The organism is Halococcus salifodinae DSM 8989, from assembly GCF_000336935.1.
Classification (GTDB): domain Archaea; phylum Halobacteriota; class Halobacteria; order Halobacteriales; family Halococcaceae; genus Halococcus; species Halococcus salifodinae.
In genome coordinates this window covers 1-19842 of record NZ_AOME01000080.1, presented here as the reverse complement: position 1 = coordinate 19842, position 19842 = coordinate 1, and the positions used below count along the sequence as shown (strand labels likewise).

19 protein-coding genes and 1 pseudogene are annotated in these 19842 nt (G+C 66.4%); 10 read left to right on the top strand and 10 right to left on the bottom strand.

The features are described 5' to 3' along the window. Positions 1 to 53: 53 nt before the first annotated feature. Positions 54 to 1715 carry a PQQ-dependent sugar dehydrogenase gene (locus C450_RS18025; protein ID WP_005045921.1) on the top strand — a complete coding sequence of 554 codons (1662 nt, stop codon included), beginning with the start codon at positions 54 to 56 and terminating at the stop codon, positions 1713 to 1715. Here C450_RS18025 and C450_RS18020 read toward each other — a convergent pair whose 3' ends face one another. The 5 genes from C450_RS18020 to glpA all read right to left on the bottom strand — a co-directional run bounded on the left by C450_RS18020 (position 1716) and on the right by glpA (position 8787). Then, on the bottom strand, positions 1716 to 3008 hold the full coding sequence (locus C450_RS18020; RefSeq protein ID WP_005045919.1) for an amidohydrolase: 1293 nt from the start codon (positions 3006 to 3008) through the stop codon (positions 1716 to 1718). It abuts the gene before it with no gap. A gap of 69 nt (positions 3009 to 3077) precedes the next feature. Further along, positions 3078 to 4328 carry an FAD-dependent oxidoreductase gene (locus C450_RS18015; protein ID WP_049910416.1) on the bottom strand — a complete coding sequence of 417 codons (1251 nt, stop codon included), beginning with the start codon at positions 4326 to 4328 and terminating at the stop codon, positions 3078 to 3080. A 106-nt stretch (positions 4329 to 4434) separates the two neighbouring features. Beyond that, positions 4435 to 5781 (bottom strand): anaerobic glycerol-3-phosphate dehydrogenase subunit C, encoded by a 1347-nt coding sequence (locus C450_RS18010; protein WP_005045915.1) that lies wholly within the window; start codon positions 5779 to 5781, stop codon positions 4435 to 4437. A 17-nt stretch (positions 5782 to 5798) separates the two neighbouring features. Continuing rightward, positions 5799 to 7073 (bottom strand): glycerol-3-phosphate dehydrogenase subunit GlpB, encoded by a 1275-nt coding sequence (glpB, locus tag C450_RS18005; protein ID WP_005045912.1) that lies wholly within the window; start codon positions 7071 to 7073, stop codon positions 5799 to 5801. After that, positions 7063 to 8787, bottom strand: coding sequence for an anaerobic glycerol-3-phosphate dehydrogenase subunit GlpA (gene glpA, locus C450_RS18000; RefSeq protein WP_049910403.1), 1725 nt, complete (start codon positions 8785 to 8787; stop codon positions 7063 to 7065). The genes glpB and glpA overlap by 11 nt, the downstream gene beginning before the upstream one ends. Before the next feature lie 338 nt (positions 8788 to 9125). Here glpA and C450_RS17995 point away from each other — a divergent pair, with 338 nt between their 5' ends. The 5 genes from C450_RS17995 (at position 9126) to hisG (ending at position 14250) form a co-directional block, all read left to right on the top strand. Next, on the top strand, positions 9126 to 10304 hold the full coding sequence (locus tag C450_RS17995; protein WP_005045908.1) for a Cdc6/Cdc18 family protein: 1179 nt from the start codon (positions 9126 to 9128) through the stop codon (positions 10302 to 10304). A gap of 176 nt (positions 10305 to 10480) precedes the next feature. Continuing rightward, positions 10481 to 12013, top strand: a complete 1533-nt coding sequence (glpK, locus tag C450_RS17990; RefSeq protein ID WP_005045905.1) for a glycerol kinase GlpK — start codon at positions 10481 to 10483, stop codon at positions 12011 to 12013. A gap of 1 nt (position 12014) precedes the next feature. After that, positions 12015 to 13082: a hypothetical protein gene (locus C450_RS17985; RefSeq protein ID WP_005045903.1), complete on the top strand. Its 1068-nt coding sequence runs from the start codon at positions 12015 to 12017 to the stop codon at positions 13080 to 13082. A 4-nt stretch (positions 13083 to 13086) separates the two neighbouring features. Then, positions 13087 to 13266, top strand: coding sequence for a hypothetical protein (locus tag C450_RS17980; RefSeq protein WP_005045900.1), 180 nt, complete (start codon positions 13087 to 13089; stop codon positions 13264 to 13266). Between the two features lie 138 nt (positions 13267 to 13404). After that, positions 13405 to 14250 carry an ATP phosphoribosyltransferase gene (gene hisG / locus C450_RS17975; protein WP_005045898.1) on the top strand — a complete coding sequence of 282 codons (846 nt, stop codon included), beginning with the start codon at positions 13405 to 13407 and terminating at the stop codon, positions 14248 to 14250. A gap of 54 nt (positions 14251 to 14304) precedes the next feature. Here hisG and C450_RS17970 read toward each other — a convergent pair whose 3' ends face one another. Further along, entirely contained in the window at positions 14305 to 14679 is a 375-nt protein-coding gene (locus C450_RS17970) for a DUF7473 family protein (protein ID WP_005045894.1), read from the bottom strand. A 228-nt stretch (positions 14680 to 14907) separates the two neighbouring features. Between C450_RS17970 and C450_RS17965 the strand changes: the two genes are divergently transcribed. Beyond that, a complete protein-coding gene (locus C450_RS17965) occupies positions 14908 to 15858 on the top strand; it encodes a hypothetical protein (protein ID WP_049910402.1) in 951 nt (316 codons plus the stop codon). A 97-nt stretch (positions 15859 to 15955) separates the two neighbouring features. Further along, complete coding sequence (locus C450_RS17960) at positions 15956 to 16279, top strand: hypothetical protein (RefSeq protein ID WP_241430423.1); 324 nt, start codon at positions 15956 to 15958, stop codon at positions 16277 to 16279. Between the two features lie 30 nt (positions 16280 to 16309). Here C450_RS17960 and C450_RS17955 read toward each other — a convergent pair whose 3' ends face one another. Then, positions 16310 to 16714: a RidA family protein gene (locus C450_RS17955; RefSeq protein WP_005045885.1), complete on the bottom strand. Its 405-nt coding sequence runs from the start codon at positions 16712 to 16714 to the stop codon at positions 16310 to 16312. Between the two features lie 143 nt (positions 16715 to 16857). Between C450_RS17955 and C450_RS22480 the strand changes: the two genes are divergently transcribed. After that, positions 16858 to 17031 (top strand): hypothetical protein, encoded by a 174-nt coding sequence (locus tag C450_RS22480; RefSeq protein WP_005045883.1) that lies wholly within the window; start codon positions 16858 to 16860, stop codon positions 17029 to 17031. 30 nt (positions 17032 to 17061) lie between these two features. On the opposite strand, the gene C450_RS17950 is transcribed toward C450_RS22480, so the two are convergent. Continuing rightward, positions 17062 to 17631 (bottom strand): TATA-box-binding protein, encoded by a 570-nt coding sequence (locus C450_RS17950; protein WP_005045880.1) that lies wholly within the window; start codon positions 17629 to 17631, stop codon positions 17062 to 17064. A gap of 120 nt (positions 17632 to 17751) precedes the next feature. Here C450_RS17950 and C450_RS17945 point away from each other — a divergent pair, with 120 nt between their 5' ends. After that, positions 17752 to 18726 (top strand): RNA methyltransferase, encoded by a 975-nt coding sequence (locus tag C450_RS17945; RefSeq protein WP_049910400.1) that lies wholly within the window; start codon positions 17752 to 17754, stop codon positions 18724 to 18726. 24 nt (positions 18727 to 18750) lie between these two features. Here C450_RS17945 and C450_RS17940 read toward each other — a convergent pair whose 3' ends face one another. Beyond that, positions 18751 to 19626 carry a sulfurtransferase gene (locus C450_RS17940; protein ID WP_005045875.1) on the bottom strand — a complete coding sequence of 292 codons (876 nt, stop codon included), beginning with the start codon at positions 19624 to 19626 and terminating at the stop codon, positions 18751 to 18753. A gap of 79 nt (positions 19627 to 19705) precedes the next feature. Beyond that, a pseudogene (locus C450_RS23030) lies at positions 19706 to 19842 on the bottom strand (helix-turn-helix domain-containing protein); the annotation flags it as partial.

Here is a 19842-nt window from a genome sequence, read left to right as displayed (position 1 = left end):
TCGCTGGCCGCTTTGCGTCAGGTCTTTGGTCGGACGACCACTCGTTGGTGGTAGTGACCCGCACGACAGCGACGGCAGCTGACACTGCCGAGCAGGATCGGTCGGAAGTGACCCGTCGCCGACTACTCCGAACGACTGCGGCCGGTGCGGTCGCCGGAGTGGTCGGATACGGTGGTGCCACCACGAGCGCGACCGCACAGGACGGTGGTCCCGTTCCAGCAGGGCCGACCGTGGCGCTCGAATCCGTCGCCGGGGGATTCGAGATGCCGACCGACTTCGCGACACCCTCTGGCGACGACCGTCGGTTCGTGGTCGATCGCCCGGGACAGATCTACGTCGTCGGGGCGGACGGCCGGCGTGAAGAGCCGTTCCTCGACGTCAGCGATCTGATGACGCCCGTCGAGGGTGAGCAGGGACTGCTCGGGCTCGCGTTCCACCCTGATTTCGAGACGAACGGACGATTTTACCTGCGCTACAGCGCCCCAGCGACCGACGCGACGCCCGACAGCCACTCCCACACAGCGGTGCTCGCCGAGTTCCGCGCGAACGACGACCGAACCGCGGCGCGGCCCGGCTCCGAGCGCCGACTGCTCGAAGTCCCCGAACCCCAGAGCAACCACAACGCGGGCGCGCTCGCGTTCGGTCCCGACGGGTTTCTCTACGTGCCGTTCGGCGACGGCGGCGCGGCCAACGACATCGGTACCGGCCACGTCGACGACTGGTACGACGCGAACGACGGCGGCAACGGCCAGGACGTCACCGAGAACTTCCTCGGATCGCTCCTCCGGATCGACGTCGACAGCCGGACGGGAGACAAGCCGTACGGAATCCCCGACGACAACCCGCTCGTCGGCGAGGAGGGCCTCGACGAGCAGTTCGCGTGGGGCTTTCGCAACCCGTGGCGGATGGGGTTCAGTGATGGGGCGCTGTACGTCGGCGACGTCGGCCAGAACCGCTACGAGGAGGTCGATCGAGTCGTGAAAGGCGGCAACTACGGCTGGAACGTGAAGGAGGGAACCCACTGTTTCAGCACGGGCGAGGAGACGACCGAGTGTCCCGACACGACACCGCAGAACGTCCGCGGCGGCGAACCGCTCCGCGATCCCGTCATCGAGTACCCCCATACCCGCGACGGCGAGACCATCGGTATTTCGGTCATCGGCGGGTACGTCTACGACGGCGCGATCGATGCGCTCGGCGGCCAGTACGTCTTCGGCGATTACAGCCAGGACGGCAGCCCAAAAGGATCGTTGTTCGCCGCCACACCCAGCGACGAGGGGCTCTGGGAGTTCACAAAACTCGAAATCGCCGGCGCGGACGACGGCGAACTCGGCGGCTACTTGCTCGATGTGGGTCGGGACGATGCCGGCGAACTCTACGCCCTGACGGCCGGTGGTGATCTCGGCGGCGCGGTCCACAAGCTCGTCTCGCCCGGCGAATCGAGGGGGACGGCCGCAAACGCGACCGGGAGCGCGAACGGAACGGATGCGGGGACGAATGCAACGGCCGAAACAACAGCGGGAACCGAAGCGAACGGTAGCGGCGCGGGCGGTGCGGACACTGCGACCGGAACGGATGGAGCGAACGGAACGGCGGCGGGTGAGGAAGGAGCCGAGAACGGAACGAGCACCGGCTCGGGGCCGGGATTCGGTGCGGTCGCAGTGCTGTCGGGCCTCGCAAGCGTCGTCGCCTACCTGCTCGCGGGCGAGGAGTAGTCAGGACTCCGCGCGGTCGACGGCCGCCCGTGCCCGGCGCTCGGCCGTCTCGCGCACCGCATCGGCGTCGAGCGTCAGCACCTCGCGGTCGCGCATCAGCACCCGGCCGTCACAGACCGTGTGGCGCACGTCGGCCGCAGTGACGGCGTAGACGAGATGACTCACGAGATCGTGGTGTGGCGTGAGGTGGGCTCGATCGAGGTCGACGACGGCGAGATCGGCGTTTTTCCCCTCGGCGATCCGGCCGGCGTCGAACCCCGCGACCGCGGCGCTCCCCGCGGTGGCCATTCCGAACGCCGTCGGTGCGTCGACCGCGCTCGCGTCCCCGGCAGCGAGCTTGCCGACCATCGCGGCGTCGCGGAGCTCGTCGAACATCGAGAGATCGTTGTTCGAGGCCGCGCCGTCGGTGCCGATTCCGACGGCGACGCCAGCGTCGCACATCGCCTGGACCGGCGCGATCCCGCTCGCGAGCTTCATGTTCGAGGCGGGGCAGTGGACCACGCCCGCGCCGCGCTCGGCGAGCAGTTCGATCTCGCTCTCGTCGCAGTGAGTCCCGTGGGCGATGAAGTCGCGATCTTCGAGCAGCCCGTGACCTACGGCGTACGCGAGCGGCCGTTCGTCGTGTTCATCGACGATCGGTTCGACTTCCCCCGTCGTTTCGTTCGCGTGGGTGTGGATCGGCACACCTGCCTCGCGCGCTTGTGGAACGAACTCGTCGAGCTCCTCACCATCGACGGTGGTGAGGCTGTGGGGCATGAATGCGGTCGAGACCCGGCCATCGGCCGCGCCGTCGTACTCCTGGGCCACCCGGAGTCCCGTTTCGAGTTCCTCGCGGGCCGCTTCCTCGTCTTTCCCGACGGTGACCGAGCCGTAGCCAACCCGTGCTCGGAGGCCCGCACGATCGACGGCGTCGACGATCTCGCCGACATCGAAGTACATATCGCAAAATCCCGTCGTTCCCGATCGGATCATCTCCACCAGTCCGAGTTCGGCCCCCGCACGGACGTCGTCGGGTTCGAGGACGCCCTCGATCGGCCAGATGTCCTCGCGGAGCCAGTCGTGGAGCGGCTTGTCGTCGGCGTATCCCCGCAGCAGCGCCATTGCAACGTGGGTGTGGGCGTTCACGAGTCCCGGAATCACGAGACCGCCGGTAGCGTCGAGCGTTTCGTCGCCACCCGGAACGTCGCCGACCGCGAGGATGTCGCCGGTTTCCTGGTCGGCGAGCACGTCCGCGCGTTCGACGGTCATATCGGGGCGGAGCACGCGCCCGCCGACGATTTCGAGCGTCGTCATACCGGTCGTTTCGGCCCCGGTGGTGTCAATTTACGGGTTCGCTGCCGACGAAGCGAGTGTCCCGTCGACTCACGCACCGGTCACGTCCCGATCGGCGGGCGAGCCGGCGTCGAACTCCCGGACCAACTCGTCGAGGACGGCCGGATCGTCGTGGCCCGGCAATGGCTCGTCGGCGGTCCGACACGCGACGTCGACGCCCAGCCGGGCGCAAACGTGGTCCGCGACCGCCTCGGCCATCCGTCGATGGGTAGTGAGCTTCCCGCCGACGATGCTGGTGAACCCATCGATGTCGTCGCGCGCCTCGTGATCCAGCAGGAAGAAATCCCGCGAGATGGCGCGTGCGCCCTCGCCTGCCGCCCCGGGATCGTAGAGCGGTCTGACACCCCAGTAGGTGCGTGCGGGCTCGCGGCCGTCGAGCACCGGCACCATCGCAGCGCACTCGTCGATCATCCGCTCGACCGCCCGTCCCGGCTGTGGATACTCGTCGGGGTCGTCGACCGCGACGCTGGTCGTGCCGAGCACGACTTGGTTCTCGTGTGGAACCACGATGTCGCCGTCGGCGGGCTCGCGGCAGCGGTTGAGCACGGTGTCGAGCTCCTCGTTTTCGACCGCGACCATGACGCCGCGCGTCGGGCTCATCGCCAGGTCGATCCCCGCGAGCGCGGCGCACTCGCCAGCCCACGCGCCCGTGGCGTTCACGACGTGCTCGGCCTCCACGCGGTCGTCGACTCTTCCACCGACCGTCGCGGCAGTGACCGCCTCGTCCGTGGCTCCGTCCGCGGCTGTCTCGGTGTCGCTGTGGAGGTCGGTTAGAGGGGCGTCGGTGTGAATCGCAGCCCCGTGATCGCGGGCACTCTGTGCGGTCGCGGCGACCAGCCGTGATGGGTACGCCACGGCGTCGGGGATCTGCATGACGCGCTCGACGTCGGACGAGAGTTCCGGGACGGTCTCGCGTGCTGCCGTCCCGGAGCGGACGTCGACCTCGATCCCGAGGCCACGGCACGCGTCGCGCTTCGCCGCGAAGTAGTCGGGATCGTCGCCCGCGAGCTGGACGAAGTAGCCGCCGGTGTCGCGGAGACACGCCCCCGCAATCTCTCGGAGCACGCGGTTTTCGGCGATGCACGCCGCAGCGCCCTCGGGGTCGGCCTCGGCGTAGCGCGCCCCGCTGTGGAGCAGGCCGTGCGAGCGGCCGGTGGTCCCGCCGGAGAGGCCGTCGCGTTCAACGAGCACGACGTCGACCCCGCGCATCGCGAGATCGCGCGCGACGCCGGTCCCGGTGGCCCCGCCGCCGATCACGAGCACGTCGGTTGTTACGGACACGTCGTCGATGAGGGTCCACTCCACTTCACTCCGTCAGTCTCGGAAGTCGGTGCCCTCGTGGCGACAGCACTCAGCGGAACACACAGCAGCTCGAAGCCGCTGCGGCTCAGACCAGCGCTTCTTCGAGGAGTTCGAGCGGGTGACTGATCTCGTAGCCCGTTCCGTGTTCCATCTGCATCGCGCAGGTCGGACACTCGGTCATCCCGGTCTCGCCGTCGGCACTCTCCATGTGTTCGAACATCTCTTCGCCGATTTCCATCGAGTAGTCGTACTTCTCCTCCTTCCAGCCGTAGGTGCCCGAGATCCCCGAACAGGAGTCGCCGACGTCCTCGACCGTCGCGCCGTCGAGGTCGGAAAAGAGTTCGATCGCCTGCCGGTCGATTCCCTGGTTCCGGGCGTGACACGGCGCGTGGTAGGCGAACTCGCTCGCGTCGACCTCGGCTGCGGCGAGTTCGCCCTCCAGATCCTCGTGGAGGCGGAGGTACTCGACGGCCTCGTAGGTGTGGGCGGCGACCGAGTCGATCCCGTCGAGATCGAACAGTTCGGGGTACTCCTGGCGCAGCGCCATCGAACACGACGTGCAGGAGGCGACGATGTCGGCTCCGCCGTCGATCGCCGCCGCGAGGTTCTCGACGTTGGTCTCGGCGTGTCGGCGCGCGTCGCCGAGCATTCCGTTCGCGAACATCGGCGTTCCCGAACATTTCTGTGGCGGGACCAGCACCTCGTACCCGAACTCCTCGAACACGTGGACCATCGCTTTCGCGACCTCGGGCGTGTTGAAGTTCGAGTAACAGCCGTGGAAGTACGCGACCTGTTTGTCCGGATTTCCGACGTGTGCGCCGCCGCGTTCGACCCACCACTCTCGGAAGGTCTGGTCGGCGAACGCGGGGAACTCGCGTTCTTTCGTGACGCCGAGCGTTGCCTCCATCAGCCAGCGCGCGGGCCCGAAGTTCATCGCGCGGTTGGCGAGCCACGGGACCTTCGAGGCGAGCCACGCCGACGTCCGGTAGTTCGCGAGCACCCGATTGCGAACCCGCTCGACGAGTCCGTCGGTCCCATTCCGAACGATTTCGAGCGCTTCGCGCGGTTCGCCCTGCCGGAGCGCGGCGAGCGCCTCGCGCCCGAACCGCTGGCTCTCGACGTACTCCCCGCGAGCGGTGTTGTGCATCTGGCTCAGCGGGACGGAGGAGGGACAGGCGTCGTCACACCGCATACAGTTCGAACAGCCCGTGATCGAGTCGTCGATCTCGTGGCCCTCCTTGCGTTTGAGCCGCCACTGCTCGGGCCCCTGGAACTTCGGTCCCGGGAACTCGTCGTCGACCTCGGCGACCGGACAGGACGTATCGCACGTCGAACATTTGTAGCAGTCGTCCGATCCCGATCGGAGATCCATGTCGGTCGTCTCGAACACTTCTACCGGCTCGAACTCGTCCGTGGAATCTGCATCACTCATTGTGGTAGCTCGTCGAATCACACCGCCTCGCCCGCCGCACGACCGGCAGCGTAGCCGGTCGCAAGCGAGATACCGCTGCCCGATTTCTCCGCCGCGAAGTCCGCACCACCGAGAACGCCCCCAGCAGCGCGAAGGTTCGCGTACTCGATACCCCCGTCGGCGTCGAGCGGTCGCAACTCCGCATCGACATCGACGCCGAAGCGTGCGAACGGATGGTCGCCGAACGCCTCGTCGACGAACCACTCGTAGCGGTCGTCGGGGTGGGGAACGTGACAGTCGAAGATCGGTTCGATCACGCCGTCGCGGTCGGAGTCGATCCCCTTGCCGACGAGGCCGCCGGTGGCGAGCACGAACTCGTCGGCGTGGAAGGGGGCTCGCTGGCCGTTCCGATCCACGTACACCGCCTGTATCCGCTCGCCGTCGGCCTCGAAATCCACGACCGGGTTGCCGGTCGTCCGGCGAACGCCCGCATCGTCGAGCGCTGCCGTAAACAGCCGTTCGAGCCGGAGCCCGGGGAGGCTCGGCGGCCCCATCGGGACCTCGAAAACGTCGACCCCGAGGCGGGTTTCGAGCGCTGCCCGAACGTCGCTCGACTCGTCGTCGCCGAGCACCGCCGGGAACCCCACTCGTTCCGCACCGTCGAGGTGGGGGTCGACCGCCGTGGCGAGCGCCCGCCGCGCACCGGTCGTCCCGGCATTCGTCTCGATCGCCTCGTCACGGTCGAGCGCGTGCGCAAAGCGCGTCACCCGCGAATCGGCCCGGAACGCGCCGGGGAACGGGACCGTGACGCCGCGTGTCGCCGCAGGGACGCCAGCAGCGTCGAGGTGGTCGGCGGCGAGCGGCGCGTCGAACGCGGTCAGGGTTTCGAAGCCCACGAGCAGCGTTTCCCGGGGATCGCTCGCCAACCCAGCAGCCGCGCTTTCGGGATAGCGCGCAGTCGGTTTCACCGTTCCCCCGTGAGTCGGCACGAGCGCGTTCGCGTCGGTGTGATCGCCGTAGTAGGCGTCACCGACCACCTCGTCGAACAGGCCGAGTCCGTCCCGCACCGCGTCGACGCCGACCCGTTCGTAGGGATGGCCCGCCGGAAGGGCGGCGAGCGCACCGAACGGCTCCGCGACCAGTTCGCCATCTGGGGTGTACCCCAGAACGTCGACGAGACCGCTCGCGTGCCGGAGCGTGCTCTTCTTGTGGGAGACGAGTCGCACCCGTGCGCCCTCGCGGGCCGCCCGGAGCGCGCTCGTCATCCCCGCGAGGCCGCCGCCGATCACGCAAACGTCGTCCTCAATCGCCACGGTTGACCCCCTCTCCGTCGGTCGCTGCGTCGGCGGCCGACGTGGACGGCCCTGCATCGAATCGGTCGTACTCGATCGTTTCCTCGCGCGCAGCCGGGTCGTGGTCGCGGTTCATCGTGGTCGCGTGAAGCGCGTGGTTCAACATCGCCTGGGAGAGCTGTTCGCCCCAGAGCGCGTGGCGCTGGCCCTTCCAGCGCTCGGCGTAGAGGTCATCGAGCGCGGCGCGCGTGGTGGCCTCGTCGTGGTCGGGATGCAACAGAGAAGCCATCCGATGTGCACAGAACCCACCCTGACAGTTGCCCATCGAGGCACGGGTCCGGATGCGGGTGGCGTTCAGGTCGGTGCCAGCGTCGTCGATCGCGTCCTCCAGTTCCGCGCGCGTGACCGCCTCGCACGTACAGACCACCGGGTTCGGATCGTCGGTCTTCAGGACCCTGTCGGCCTTGCTCCCCAGCCGTTCGGTGCTCCGGCGACCGATGGGCGATCGCAGCCCGAACTCCTCCATGTAGTCCCGGAGCACGGAGAAGTCGTTGCTCCCCGGTAGCGGCTCGTCGGCGGTTCGGCAGGGGGCGTCGACGCCGAGTTTCCCGCAGACGTGATCGGTGATCTGCTCGGCCATCAACCGATAGGTCGTGAACTTCCCGCCCACGATGGTGGTCATGCCGGCGAGGTCGTCGCGATCGGCGTGATCGAGCAGGAAGAACTGTCGCGTGATGTCGGTCGGGTCCGTGGTGCCGGTGTCCGGCGGTTCGTACAGCGGGCGGACACCCCAAAAGGATCGGAGCGTGCGCGCCTCGCTCAGGATCGGCACGAGCTCCGAGAGGGTGTCGATCATCATGTCCACCTCCCACTGCTCCTCGGGGTAGTCGTCGGGATCTTCGACCTCCTCGTCGGTCGTGCCGAGGATACACGCCGTCTCGTGGGGCACCACGATATCGGCGTCGCCCTTCGGTCGACATCGATTGACCACGGTATCGACCTGCCGGCAGTTCATCACCGTCATCACGCCCTTCGACGGGCGAACCTCGACCTCGACGCCCGCCATCGCTCCTAACTGGCCGGCCCACGCGCCCGTCGCGTTCACGACGTGGTCGGCCTCGATACGCTCGGTGGTGCCAGGATCGCGGTGGGTGCGCTTGCCGGGACCGCTCGCGTGACGCACTTCGACACCTTTGACTTGCCCGTCCTCGACGAGCACGTCCGTGACCTCGGCGTGGGTTTCGATGCGCGCACCGTGTTTCTCCGCGTCGGCGGCGTTCGCGACACAGAGCCGGAACGGATCGATGGCTCCGTCGGGGACCCGGATCGCGCGCTCGACATCACGCGCGAGATACGGCTCGATCTCGCGAGCCTCCGCACCGGAGAGCACCTCCGCCGGGATTCCACACTCCCGACAGCCCGCGAGTTTCTCCTCGAAGTACTCGTCCGGATCGCCGGGTTTCTGGACGAACAGCCCGCCGGTCATCTCGACCGTGTGGCTCGCGATCTCCCGGAGCACGCGGTTCTCGGCGATACACTCGGCGGCGCTCTCTTGATCCGAGACCGCATACCGCCCGCCGCTGTGGAGCAGCCCGTGCATCCGCCCGGTCGTGCCGTGAGTGAGGTTGCCCCGTTCGACGAGCGTGACGTCGACGCCGCGCATCGACAGGTCACGAGCGATACCGCAGCCGGTCGACCCACCCCCGATGACGAGCACCTCCATTTCACGTCCCATCCAATCGTTTCGGTGATCGTCCCGTCGCCACTTTACTTTATCGGGCATTCCGATACCAGCAGTAAAATTTATTTCTGCTGTGTGATTTGATGACGATTACCGTTCTCGGATATCACGGCTGACAGCGGCGATCCGTCGATCCGACAACGGTTTCGTCCGGAGACAGGGTTCCGAGCTCGTCGACCGCGCACGCAAAGTTTATGCCTTCCTGCGGACGCTTTACCCCCGGAACCGCGCTATCGGTAAACAACTTCCCGGGCGGGCCGAAGGCGTCGGCCCTTGCCGTCCCGTGAGGTCACCGGTAGTTCCGAGCGGGGCGATAGCCGGTGACGACCACGATGGACCTCACAGCCCGTATCCGCCGACGACAGCGCTCGGGGAACGACTCGCGGCTGGTGCTCGATTACGATGCGATCAGCCCCGTCGCCCACCTCGGAGAGCCGACTGGTCGAGGATCGGTACTCGAACGCCTCCTCGACTACGTCGATCCGGTGTTCGACGGGGAACTCCCGCCGAACGCGTACGTCTGGGGGCCCCCCGGAACGGGGAAGTCGGCAGTCGTCACCGCGCTGTTCGCCCGGCTCGGACGGCTGCATTCGCCGTCGAGATCGGTCATCCACACCTCGACCCGTGGCGGGACGGGCACGACGCCCGATCTCGTGTACGTCGACGCGCGCCACGCGAGCAGCGACTTCGGGCTGTATCGGACGGTGCTCGACGCGGTGCTCGACGAGTCCGTTCCGGAACACGGCGTCGGCACGGACGCGCTCCACGCGCGCCTGACCGAGTACCTCGCGCCCTACGAACGTCGCGTCCTCGTCGCCATCGATCACGTCGGCGAGCCCGGAGCGCGCCCACTCTCCGAGATCGTGGCGGCGTTCGCGGACGACGCGTCGCTCTCGTGGCTCGTCGTCGGTCGACCGTCGCCGTCGACGCTTCCCGATTCCGTTCGGCCGCCGGAGCACATCGAGGTGCCCGCCTACCGCGATCTCGCGCTGGTGGACGTGCTGACGGCTCGTGCGTCGGAAGGAATGGCTCGCCAGGCCGTCGAGCACGAACAGCTTCGACGGCTCGCGAGCTGGGCCGACGGCAACGCCCACGACGCGCTCTGTGCGCTGTTCGTTGCGGCGGACGAGGCCGTCGCCGAAGGGAGTACCCGGCTTCGCGAACGCGACCTCCGCACCGGGATGAACGCCGTTCCCCGCCCGTCGGTCTCGCTCGGGCGGGTGTTCGCGCTGCCGGACAACCGCCAGCGGGTGTTGCGCCGCCTCATCGACATCGACGCGGGGCAATGCGGTTCCGTCGATGCCGCAGCCGATGCCGTCGCCGCGTCGCCGAACATCGATCTGTCGGCAGGAACCGTGAAACGCTTGCTCTACGAGATCGCGAACGACGGCATCGCCGAGCGCGTCACCAGCGACCGCGCGTCCGAGAGCGTCGGTCGGCCACCGAGCCGGCTCGAACCCCGATTCCCGACCACGGTCTTCCGGCGGCTCTACGACCTGTCGAACGCGTAGCGCACCGCAGCCTCGTGGTTGGAGTAGCCACGTACCGATCAGGACGGCGTCCCGTCGTCGATTCGTCGAAAGTACCCGAGGATTTATAATGGTACACTATGGTGTTTACGGACGAAGCACCGCCACTAGTAAATAATGGCTGGATGGATTCCAGAATCAGACCGAAGGGACACCACATGACATCCGATACATACGTCGGCGCGATCGATCAGGGAACGACCGGCACGCGGTTCATGATCTTCGACCACGGCGGCGAAGTGGTCGCACAGGCCTACGAGAAACACGAACAGATCTACCCCGAGCCGGGGTGGGTCGAGCACGACCCCGTAGAGATCTGGGAGAAGACCCAGGCCGTCGTGACGGAGGCACTCGACAGTGCCGGGCTCGACGCCGGCCAGCTCGAAGCGCTCGGGATCACCAACCAGCGTGAGACCACGCTGATCTGGGACCGCGCGTCGGGACGGCCAATCTACAACGCGATCGTCTGGCAGGACCGTCGAACCACCGATCGTGTCGAGGAGCTGGAAGAAGCAGGGAAAGTCGAGGACATCCGGGCGAAGACCGGGCTCGAAGCCGACGCGTACTTCTCGGCGACCAAGGCCGAGTGGCTGCTCGACAACGCCGACCCGCTCAAGACCCAGGGTGCCCAGCCCGCCGACCTCAGGGATCGTGCCGCCGCCGGCGAACTCTGTTTCGGGACGATCGACACGTGGCTGATCTGGCAGCTCACCGGGAATCACATCACGGACGTCACGAACGCCTCCCGGACCATGCTGTTCGACATCCACGACATGGCGTGGGACGACGAGCTCCTGGCGGAGTTCGATGTACCCCGTGAGATGCTCCCCGAAGTCCGACCGTCCTCGGACGACGACTTCTACGGAACGACCGATTCTGATGGATTTCTCGACGCGGAAATCCCGGTCGCGGGCGCGCTCGGTGACCAGCAGGCCGCGCTGTTCGGCCAGACCTGTTTCGACGAGGGCGACGCGAAGAACACCTACGGCACCGGCTCCTTTTTCCTTCTCAACACGGGCGACGAGGCCGTCGAGAGCGATCACGGCCTCCTCACGACGGTCGGGTTCCAGCGCTCGGGCGAACCCGTCCAGTACGCGCTCGAAGGCGCGATCTTCGTGACGGGCGCGGCGATCGAGTGGCTCGAAGACGTCGGCCTCATCAACAACGCCGCCCAGACCGCGGATCTCGCCCGCTCGGTGGATTCGACAGACGGGGTCTACTTCGTGCCCGCGTTCACCGGCCTGGGCGCACCCCACTGGGACGGGCGTGCGCGCGGGACGATCGTGGGAATGACCCGCGGCACCGAGAAGGCACACATCGTCCGCGCGGTGCTCGAATCCATCGCGTTCCAGACCCGCGACGTCGCCGAGGCGATGGCGGCCGACGCGGGTCTCGACATCAATAGCCTGAAAGTCGACGGCGGCGCGGTGAAAAACGACTTCCTCTGCCAGCAGCAGGCAGACATCGTTGGCACCGAGATCGTCCGGCCCGAGGTCGACGAGACCACGGCGCTCGGCTCGGCGTACGCCGCCGGCCTCGCCGTGGGGTACTGGGATGACCCCGAGGAACTCCGGGACAACTGGCGTGTCGACCGCGAGTTCTCCACCGACGACGAGGCGGACGTCGACGGGCGCTACGAGCGGTGGAGCGAGGCGGTCGACCGATCGCGCGACTGGGCGCGGGAGGCCTGAGATGGAGCACCTGTTGCTGCAGATCCCCGTCATCGGGGTGGAGGTCGAGGAGTTCGTGGTCCTGCTCATCGCGGCGCTCGCCGGCGGGGCCTTCGGCGCGGCGCTCGGAGCACTACCGGCGTTCGTCTTCACCGGGTTCGCGGTGTTCCTCGGTGAGGGACTCGCGATCCTCGAAGGGAATCTCGCCGGTGCCGGCGGCATCGAGGGCGACATCGCCACCGGCGTGACTGGCACGATCGGCTTCGGGATGGTGTTCGGGCCGCACATCGCCTTCGCCGGCGGGGTAGCGGCGACGGCGTACGCCGGCAAGAAATACCCCGAGATGAACCCTGCCGGGTGGGACTACCACTTCGGGAAGGACATCCTGTACGCGTTCGGGACGAAACCCGACATCCTCGCGGTCGGTGCCGTCTTCGGGGCCGTCGGGATGCTGATCAATCAACTGGCAAGCGGGATCGGGTTCCCGACCGACGGGATCGCGCTCTCGGTGTTCCTGACGGCGATGCTCGCCCGCGTCGTCTTCGACTACCCGTTGATCGGCTCGACGGGCGGTTCCTCGCTCCTCGACATGTCGCCGTTCGAGCGCGAGGAGGAACGGGCGGTGGCGGACGGCGGGACGGACGTCCGGCTGGCGACCGAGCCGTGGCTCCCCCACCAGTACAAGTGGTCCGGCGTCGCCGTGATCGGGCTGGTCGGCGGTATCCTCGGCGGGTTCATCTGGATCGAAACCGGGAGCGTGTTCCTCGGGTACGCGTTCTCCGCGATGAGTCTGTTGTTCCTCAACCTCGGTGTCGAGAAGATTCCAGTCACGCATCACATCACGCTGTTGGGATCGGTGGGTGCCGTCGTCGCGACCGAGATGATCGGCGGGCCGGTTGCAGCCATCATCGTTGCCGGCGTCTTCGGCGCGATCAGTGGCCTCTTCGGCGAGATGACCCAACGGATCTTCTACTCACACTCGGGAACGCACGTCGATCCGCCGGCGATGGCGATCGCGCTGTTCATGTTCATCATCGGGGTGCTCTACCTCGTCGGCATCATTCCCACCTCGGGCTACCTGGGGCTCTAAAACCATGTCACACGTCGCAGAACAACCCGAACTGTACGTCTGTCGGGGCTGTCAGAGCGTGTTCGTCGGAGACGTCTCGGAAGGGCCGACCCCCGAGGATCACGTGTACAGCGCGCCCGGAGAGTGTTCCGGGTGTGGCAACACCGAGTTCATCGAGATCGAGGAGTACCCACACTTCGGCTGAGGGATCGCCGGGACGCTCCCGACCGAGAGATGTGATCGCACGGTACGGATGGGGCCCCCGAACGGTCGCCCGAAGCGGCGGCGGGACGAGCACTGAGAGTAACGAAAGGTAGTTGCTTCGCGAACGCCGGAGTCCAGTATGCGCATCGCCGTGCCCAACAAGGGCCGCCTGCACGATCCGACGATCGACGTGCTCGAACGCGCCGGGCTCCACGTCGCCGACGGCGCTGACCGGAAGCTCTACGCCGAGACGGTCGATCCCGAGGTCACAGTCCTGTTCGTTCGCGCCGCCGACATCCCGGAGTACGTCGCCGACGGGGCGGCCGACGTCGGGATCACGGGGTTGGACCAGGTCCACGAAGCCGGAGTCGACCTCCACGACCTGCTCGATCTCGGCTACGGCTCCTGTCGATTGGTACTCGCCGCCCCCGAGAAAAGCGCGGTCGAGTCGGTCGACGATCTCGCCGGCGGCACCGTAGCGACAGAGTTCCCGAACGTCGCTCGCAACTTCTTCGCCGAGCGAGGGATCGATCCCGACATCGTGGAGGTCTCGGGGGCAACGGAGCTCACACCCCACGTCGACGTCGCCGACGCGATCATCGACATCACCTCGACGGGGACCACGCTCGCGGTCAACAACCTCGCGATCGTCGAGGAGGTGCTCCAGAGTTCGGTGCGGCTGGTCGCCCGCCCCGACGTCGTCGACGACCCGAAAGTCGAGGAGGTCGCGACCGCGCTCGCGTCGGTGATCTCGGCCGACGACAAGCGCTATCTGATGATGAACGTCCCGACCGACCGCCTCGACGACGTTCGCGAGGTCATCCCCGGTCTCGGCGGGCCGACGGTGATGGACATCGCGGGCGAGGACTGGGTCGCGGTCCATGCGGTGGTCGACGAGGACGACGTCTTCGCGACGATCAACGACGTCAAGGGAATGGGCGCGAGCGACGTTCTCGTGACCGAGATCGAGCGCCTCGTCGAGTAACGGCCGCGCCGGAGAACCCGATCGGCGATGGCGACCAGCGATCACTCGAGGGCGTCAGGTCGGGGCGGTCCCGATCAGCCGATAGGCACTGAGAACGACGAACAGCAGGAGGATACTCACGACGACGTGGACGAGGGTGACGAGGCCCGTCGTCCGAAGCCGCAGTCGATAGACGTACCGGATGAGAGCGAAATCGACCGCGATCGCCACGACGAACGCGATCAGTCCGTACTGCTGGAGGGCGACGACGATCACCGCGAGCACGAGACCGATCACGCCCGCCCGCCGAAGCGGGACGTCGCCGAGCACGTTCCGTGCGGCGATGTGGGCCGTCAGCGCGTACGCCCCTGCCGCGAGGAGAAAGGTGCCGAGATAGGCGAGCGGGCCGCCCGTAGTCGGGGAAACCTGTAACACGGCGGTCCCGATCATGGACGGCGATCCGCCCCGCGGCGGCTTGTGTCTGGCTATTTCCGTCGGTGAGACGTCCCGTGAGCACGAGTGACGCGTGCGCTGCCGGCTGTGTACTCACGCAACGATACGCTACCACGGGGTGGTGCAGTTCGGTAGTTCGGTCAGTTTCGTACCGACGACAGATCGTGCCAGTTCTGGGGGTATCGAGGCACAGAACTATATTCAACGTACCGATAGCTCTACGTGATGGCGGATACGATCCCTCTTGGAATTGCTGGCGTGGTACTTCTCCAGTTCGTTCTCGGGGGTTTCGTCTACATGGACGCCAATCGGCGCGAGCTCGATTATTCCGGACTGTATTTTTATGGTGTCTCGATCCCGCTCGTCGGATTCCTTATCCTTGCAGCGTATCTCTCGCGGCGCAAGGAGTTGCCGACCCGGGATCTCGCTCCACCGACGACAACCGAGACAGCAGGTGAGGCAGTCTGGACCATCGAAAACCGAGGGCTTCGTCGACTTCCCCGGCGACTCGTGTACACCATCCAGGACGGGCAAACACTCTGGCAGGTGGCAGTCACCGGCTCGCCGATCCTGTTGATCCTCGCCGTCCTCGTGGATGCACGCATCGCCATCGTGCTGTCCTGGTTCTGCTGTCTGTTCTGGCTGACGTATCTGGGCACCGCCAATGCGTTCACCGACACGACCATCCGACTCGATCTAGCGGACGGCACGATCGAAGTGACGTGGCGGGGCGGAGACCACCCGCTTTCGCCGAGCGGTTCCGAACAGGAAATCGATCTCGCCGGCGTCCAACGAGTGGAGCTCCGTCGTGTCGGTACGCAACCGCTGGCCATACTCCGGTACGAAACCCGATTTTCCGTCAGTCCGAGATCGGTTCTCGTTCCCACCAGCCAGTTGGATGTCCTCCGAGAGATGCTCTCTTCGCACGACATCCCGATCCGTGATCGTATCGAAGAAGGGACCAGCAGAACCGTCGTCCGACGACGGAACGCAGAGGGTCTGCTCTCGCTCGTCGGCATCCCGTTCGGTGCCGGGTTCGTCTGGCCGCAGTTCTTTTTCGCTGGACCGATAGTACCTCTCGCGTTCTTCATCGCGCTGTGGCTCGTGGTGAAATGGTCCATCGGCATCTTCGACCGCATTCGATCCCTCCTCACAGCATTCTCTGATCAATACTGACGACTGAATCGTGTTCGGTTCTGGATACTGACCGAATCCCCGAACGTTTTCGCACACTTCCCATACGCATATGTGTGAGCAGTGCTACTGGTCCGGCATGAGCACGCCTACCGACGACGCCGCGCCGATCTCACTCCGGCGCGCGGACTTCCTCGCCGTGCTCTGGGCTGCGATGGGCATCTTTTCGCTGGTGAGCGCGTTCGGAGACGGGGTGCCGAACGAACTGGTGTCGGCCGACACTTTCTTTCTCGCCAATGGGCTCTTCATGTTCGGGATGGCAGTGTACTATCACCGCCGTCCCGATTCCATCCGCCGAGGACACGAACCGACTCCAACGTCGTGGCTCGTCCTTGGCGGTGCGGTGATCAGCGTGCTCGCGCTCTTTTTCCTCGTGGTGGTGGCAGTGCAGGCCGGACTCTGAACCGATCGAACGCCCTACTGAATTCCTAGGTTACTCGGCGTCGTCAGTCGCACCCACGACGGCGGTGGCCTCGATCTCCACGAGGAGGTCGGGATCGATCAGCCGTGCAACCTCGACCATGCTGGTCGCGGGCCGAACGTCATCGAAGACCTCACGGTGGGCCGCACCGATCGCTTCCCAATCGTCGATATCGGTGACGTAGAGGCGAGTGCGAACCACGTTCCCGATCGCCGTGCCCGTGTCTTCGAGCGCACGCTCGATGTTCGAGAGCGCGTGGACGGTCTGTTCGTACGGATCGCCCACACCGACGATCGCACCACTGTCGTCGGTCGCAGTCGTCCCCGAGACGTGGACCTGGGACCCGACACGCACGGCGCGCGAGTAACCCACCTGCGATTCCCACTCGGTGCCGGTCGAGACGCGCTCGCGGTGCATCACCTCGATCGTCCACCGGCCAGGAGCAAAAACACGGCGGCGTCACTGCTGCAACGACACCGCTCGATCCATCACCACTGACGATCCCATCGCAGGCATTTGCAGACGATAGGTACATGATGACATGAGCCATAGTAGTGAGTATGACCAGGGCTGACGATCTCAGGCGGGAACACGACGCCGAGAATCGAGATCAGGACCGATACGCGTGCGAGAGCTGTGGCGTACCGCTGGAGACCGACGAGACGTGTCCGGAGTGTGGCGGCACCGACATCGTGCCGATGGCGGAGATCATCAACCCGGATTTCAGGGAGTGAGAAGGACGCAGAAATCGCGACAGAGAAGCGTTACCCGTCGAGGAGGCCGAGATCGTCGAGTCGGTCGGTGATCTTGTCGACCGCGTGTTCGGCGTCGGCAGGCTCCTTCCCGCCAGTGATGACGAGTTTGCCCGATCCGAACAGCAGCGCGACGACCTCGGGATCGTCGAGCCGGTAGACGAGGCCGGGGAACTGCTCGGGCTCGTACTCGATGTTTTCGAGACCGAGCCCGATCGCGATCGCGTTCAGATTCAGCGTCTTCTGGAGGTCGGCGCTCGTGACGATGTTCTGGACCACGATCTCGGGGTCGTCCTCGACGCGGATCTCGAGGTCGCGGAGCTTGTCGAAGACGATCTCCAGACTCTCGTGGACGTCGGCGGTGCTTTTCGCCCCGGTACAGACGATCTTGCCCGACCGGAAGATCAGCGCGGCGGATTTGGGCTCCTGGGTCCGGTAGACGAGGCCGGGGAACTGTTCGGGGTCGTAGTCGGCCCCTTCGAGGTCCATCGCCACGCTCTGGAGATCGAGCTCCTGGCCGATACCCGTCGACGCCACAACGTTCTCGATGTTGATCGTCTCCTTTGGGTCTTGGGCAGACATGACTCGTCTTAAAGCTCGTATTTAAGGCTTATAAATATTGGTGTCACAGGCTGATAGGTCGCGGTGACGACCGCTCCGCCGATCAACAGCGTCATACTCCACACCGACTCACCTCCGCGCGTGTACGTGTTCGAACTCGGTGGCGAGGACGACGCGTTCGCCGCCCGCGAGGCGGCGAGCGCGGCGGCCGCTGTCGAGGTCGTCGTACCGGGGCTCGCGCTCGCTCGCGAGGTCGAACACGAACGGGTCCGAACGCTCGCGTACACCCACCGGGCGAGTCGAGTGCTCGGCCGAACCGATGCCACCATCGCGGACGCCACGGCACTCCTCGGCGACGCGACGCTCGATGTCGAAGGAACGGTCGCGGTCCGGGCACGCGACGTGCGCCGCACGACGGGCATCGATACACAACTGGTCGAACGACGCCTCGGTGGCGTGCTCACCGACCACGGGTTCGCGGTCGATCTCGACGACCCCGACCACGAACTCCGAGCGCTGTTCGCGGACGGGACCTGCATTCTGGGGTGGCTCGTCACGGAGAGCGTTCGGGATTTCGGCCCGCGCAAACCCACCAAGAAGCCCTTCTTCAAACCGGGATCGATGGACCCGCTGCTCGCGCGTGCCCTCGTCAACATCGCGGGCGCGCGGTCCGGAAACCTCCTCGTCGATCCGATGTGCGGCACGGGAGGGATACTCGTCGAGGCGGGACTCGTCGAAGCGGACGTCGTCGGCTTCGACGCCCAGGCGACGATGGCCCACGGTGCGGCCCGGAATCTCGCACACTACCTCGATGGGGAAGCTGATCCCGAGTTCGCCACCGCGCGATCCGACGCAACCCGCCTGCCGCTTCGCGACGATGCGGCCGACGCGGTGGTGTTCGACGCACCGTACGGCCGTCAGTCGAAGATCGAGGGCGATCTCGATGGCGTGGTGGCGGGCGCGTTCACGGAAGTACGGCGGATCGCGGAGCGGGCGGTGGTGGTCGGTGATCGACCGTGGACGACCGCGGCGCGCGAAGCGGGGTGGACAGTCGAGACGACGTTCGAGCGCCAGGTCCACCGCTCGCTGGTGCGCCACATCGCGGTTCTCGACTGAGAGGAAGATCGCTGATATCGAGCGCTACTCTCGGCGAATCTCGGCACGCTGGCCCTTCTCGATCGACGCGCCGACCGTGTTTCCCCACTCGACCCACGAGCCGTAGTAGTTGCGCACGTCGTCGTAGCCGAGGAGTTCGCTGAGGACGAACCACGTCAGCGCCGAGCGTTCGCCGATACGACAGTAGGTGATGACCTCGGTTGCCGGATCGAGGCCCGCCTCTCGGTAGAGCTCCCGCAGCTCCGCCCCGGGTTTGAAACAGCCGTCGTCGTCGACGACCTGGCTCCACGGGACGTTCACCGCCCCTGGGATGTGACCGCCGCGCTGAACGCCCTCGTTCCAGCCCGGTGGAGCGAGGATCTCGCCGCGGTACTCCTCGGGGGTGCGAACGTCGACGAGCGGGACGCCACGACCCATCGCGTCCTCGACGTCCGGTCGGTCCGCCCTGACAGCGCCGTTCGTCGTCGTCACTTCGTACGACCGACCGGTGAATCGGGGCACGTCGGTCGTCACCGGCAGATCGCGGGCCCGCCAGCGATCACGGCCGCCGTCGAGCAGGCGAACGTCGTCGTGGCCGTAGTAGATGAACAGCCAGTAGGCGTAGGCGGCGAACCAGTTCATCATGTCGCCGTAGATGACGACCGTCGAGTCGGCGGTGATGGCGGCGTCGCCGAGCAGCCGCTCGAAATCGGTTCGCGTCGGGACGTCGAACGTCGTGGCGTCCTGGAGGTCGCGCTCCCAGTCGATCTTCGTCGCTCCCGGCACGTGGCCCGCGTCGTAGTTGCTCGGATCGATGTCGACCTCCAGCAGCCGAAGCGAGGGATCGTCGCGCTCGAACCCGTCGAGTCGCTCGTTCACCCACGCGGTCGAAACGAGCACGTCGTTCGCGTAGTCGCTCATCCGGTGACCCACCTCGTACCGCGAGACGCATTAACCTCGTGGCGAGAGGTGCCAGAAGCGAGACCGCGTCGGCGCGAACTCACTCACCCTCCCCCCGATCTCGGAGCCATCGGTCGTCGGTCCCGTCCCCGACGTACCGACGCGCGAGTCGGGTTTCGGCCTGTCGGAGCCGGTAGGACAGCGTCGATCGCGGCACCGAGAGCGTATCGGCGAGGT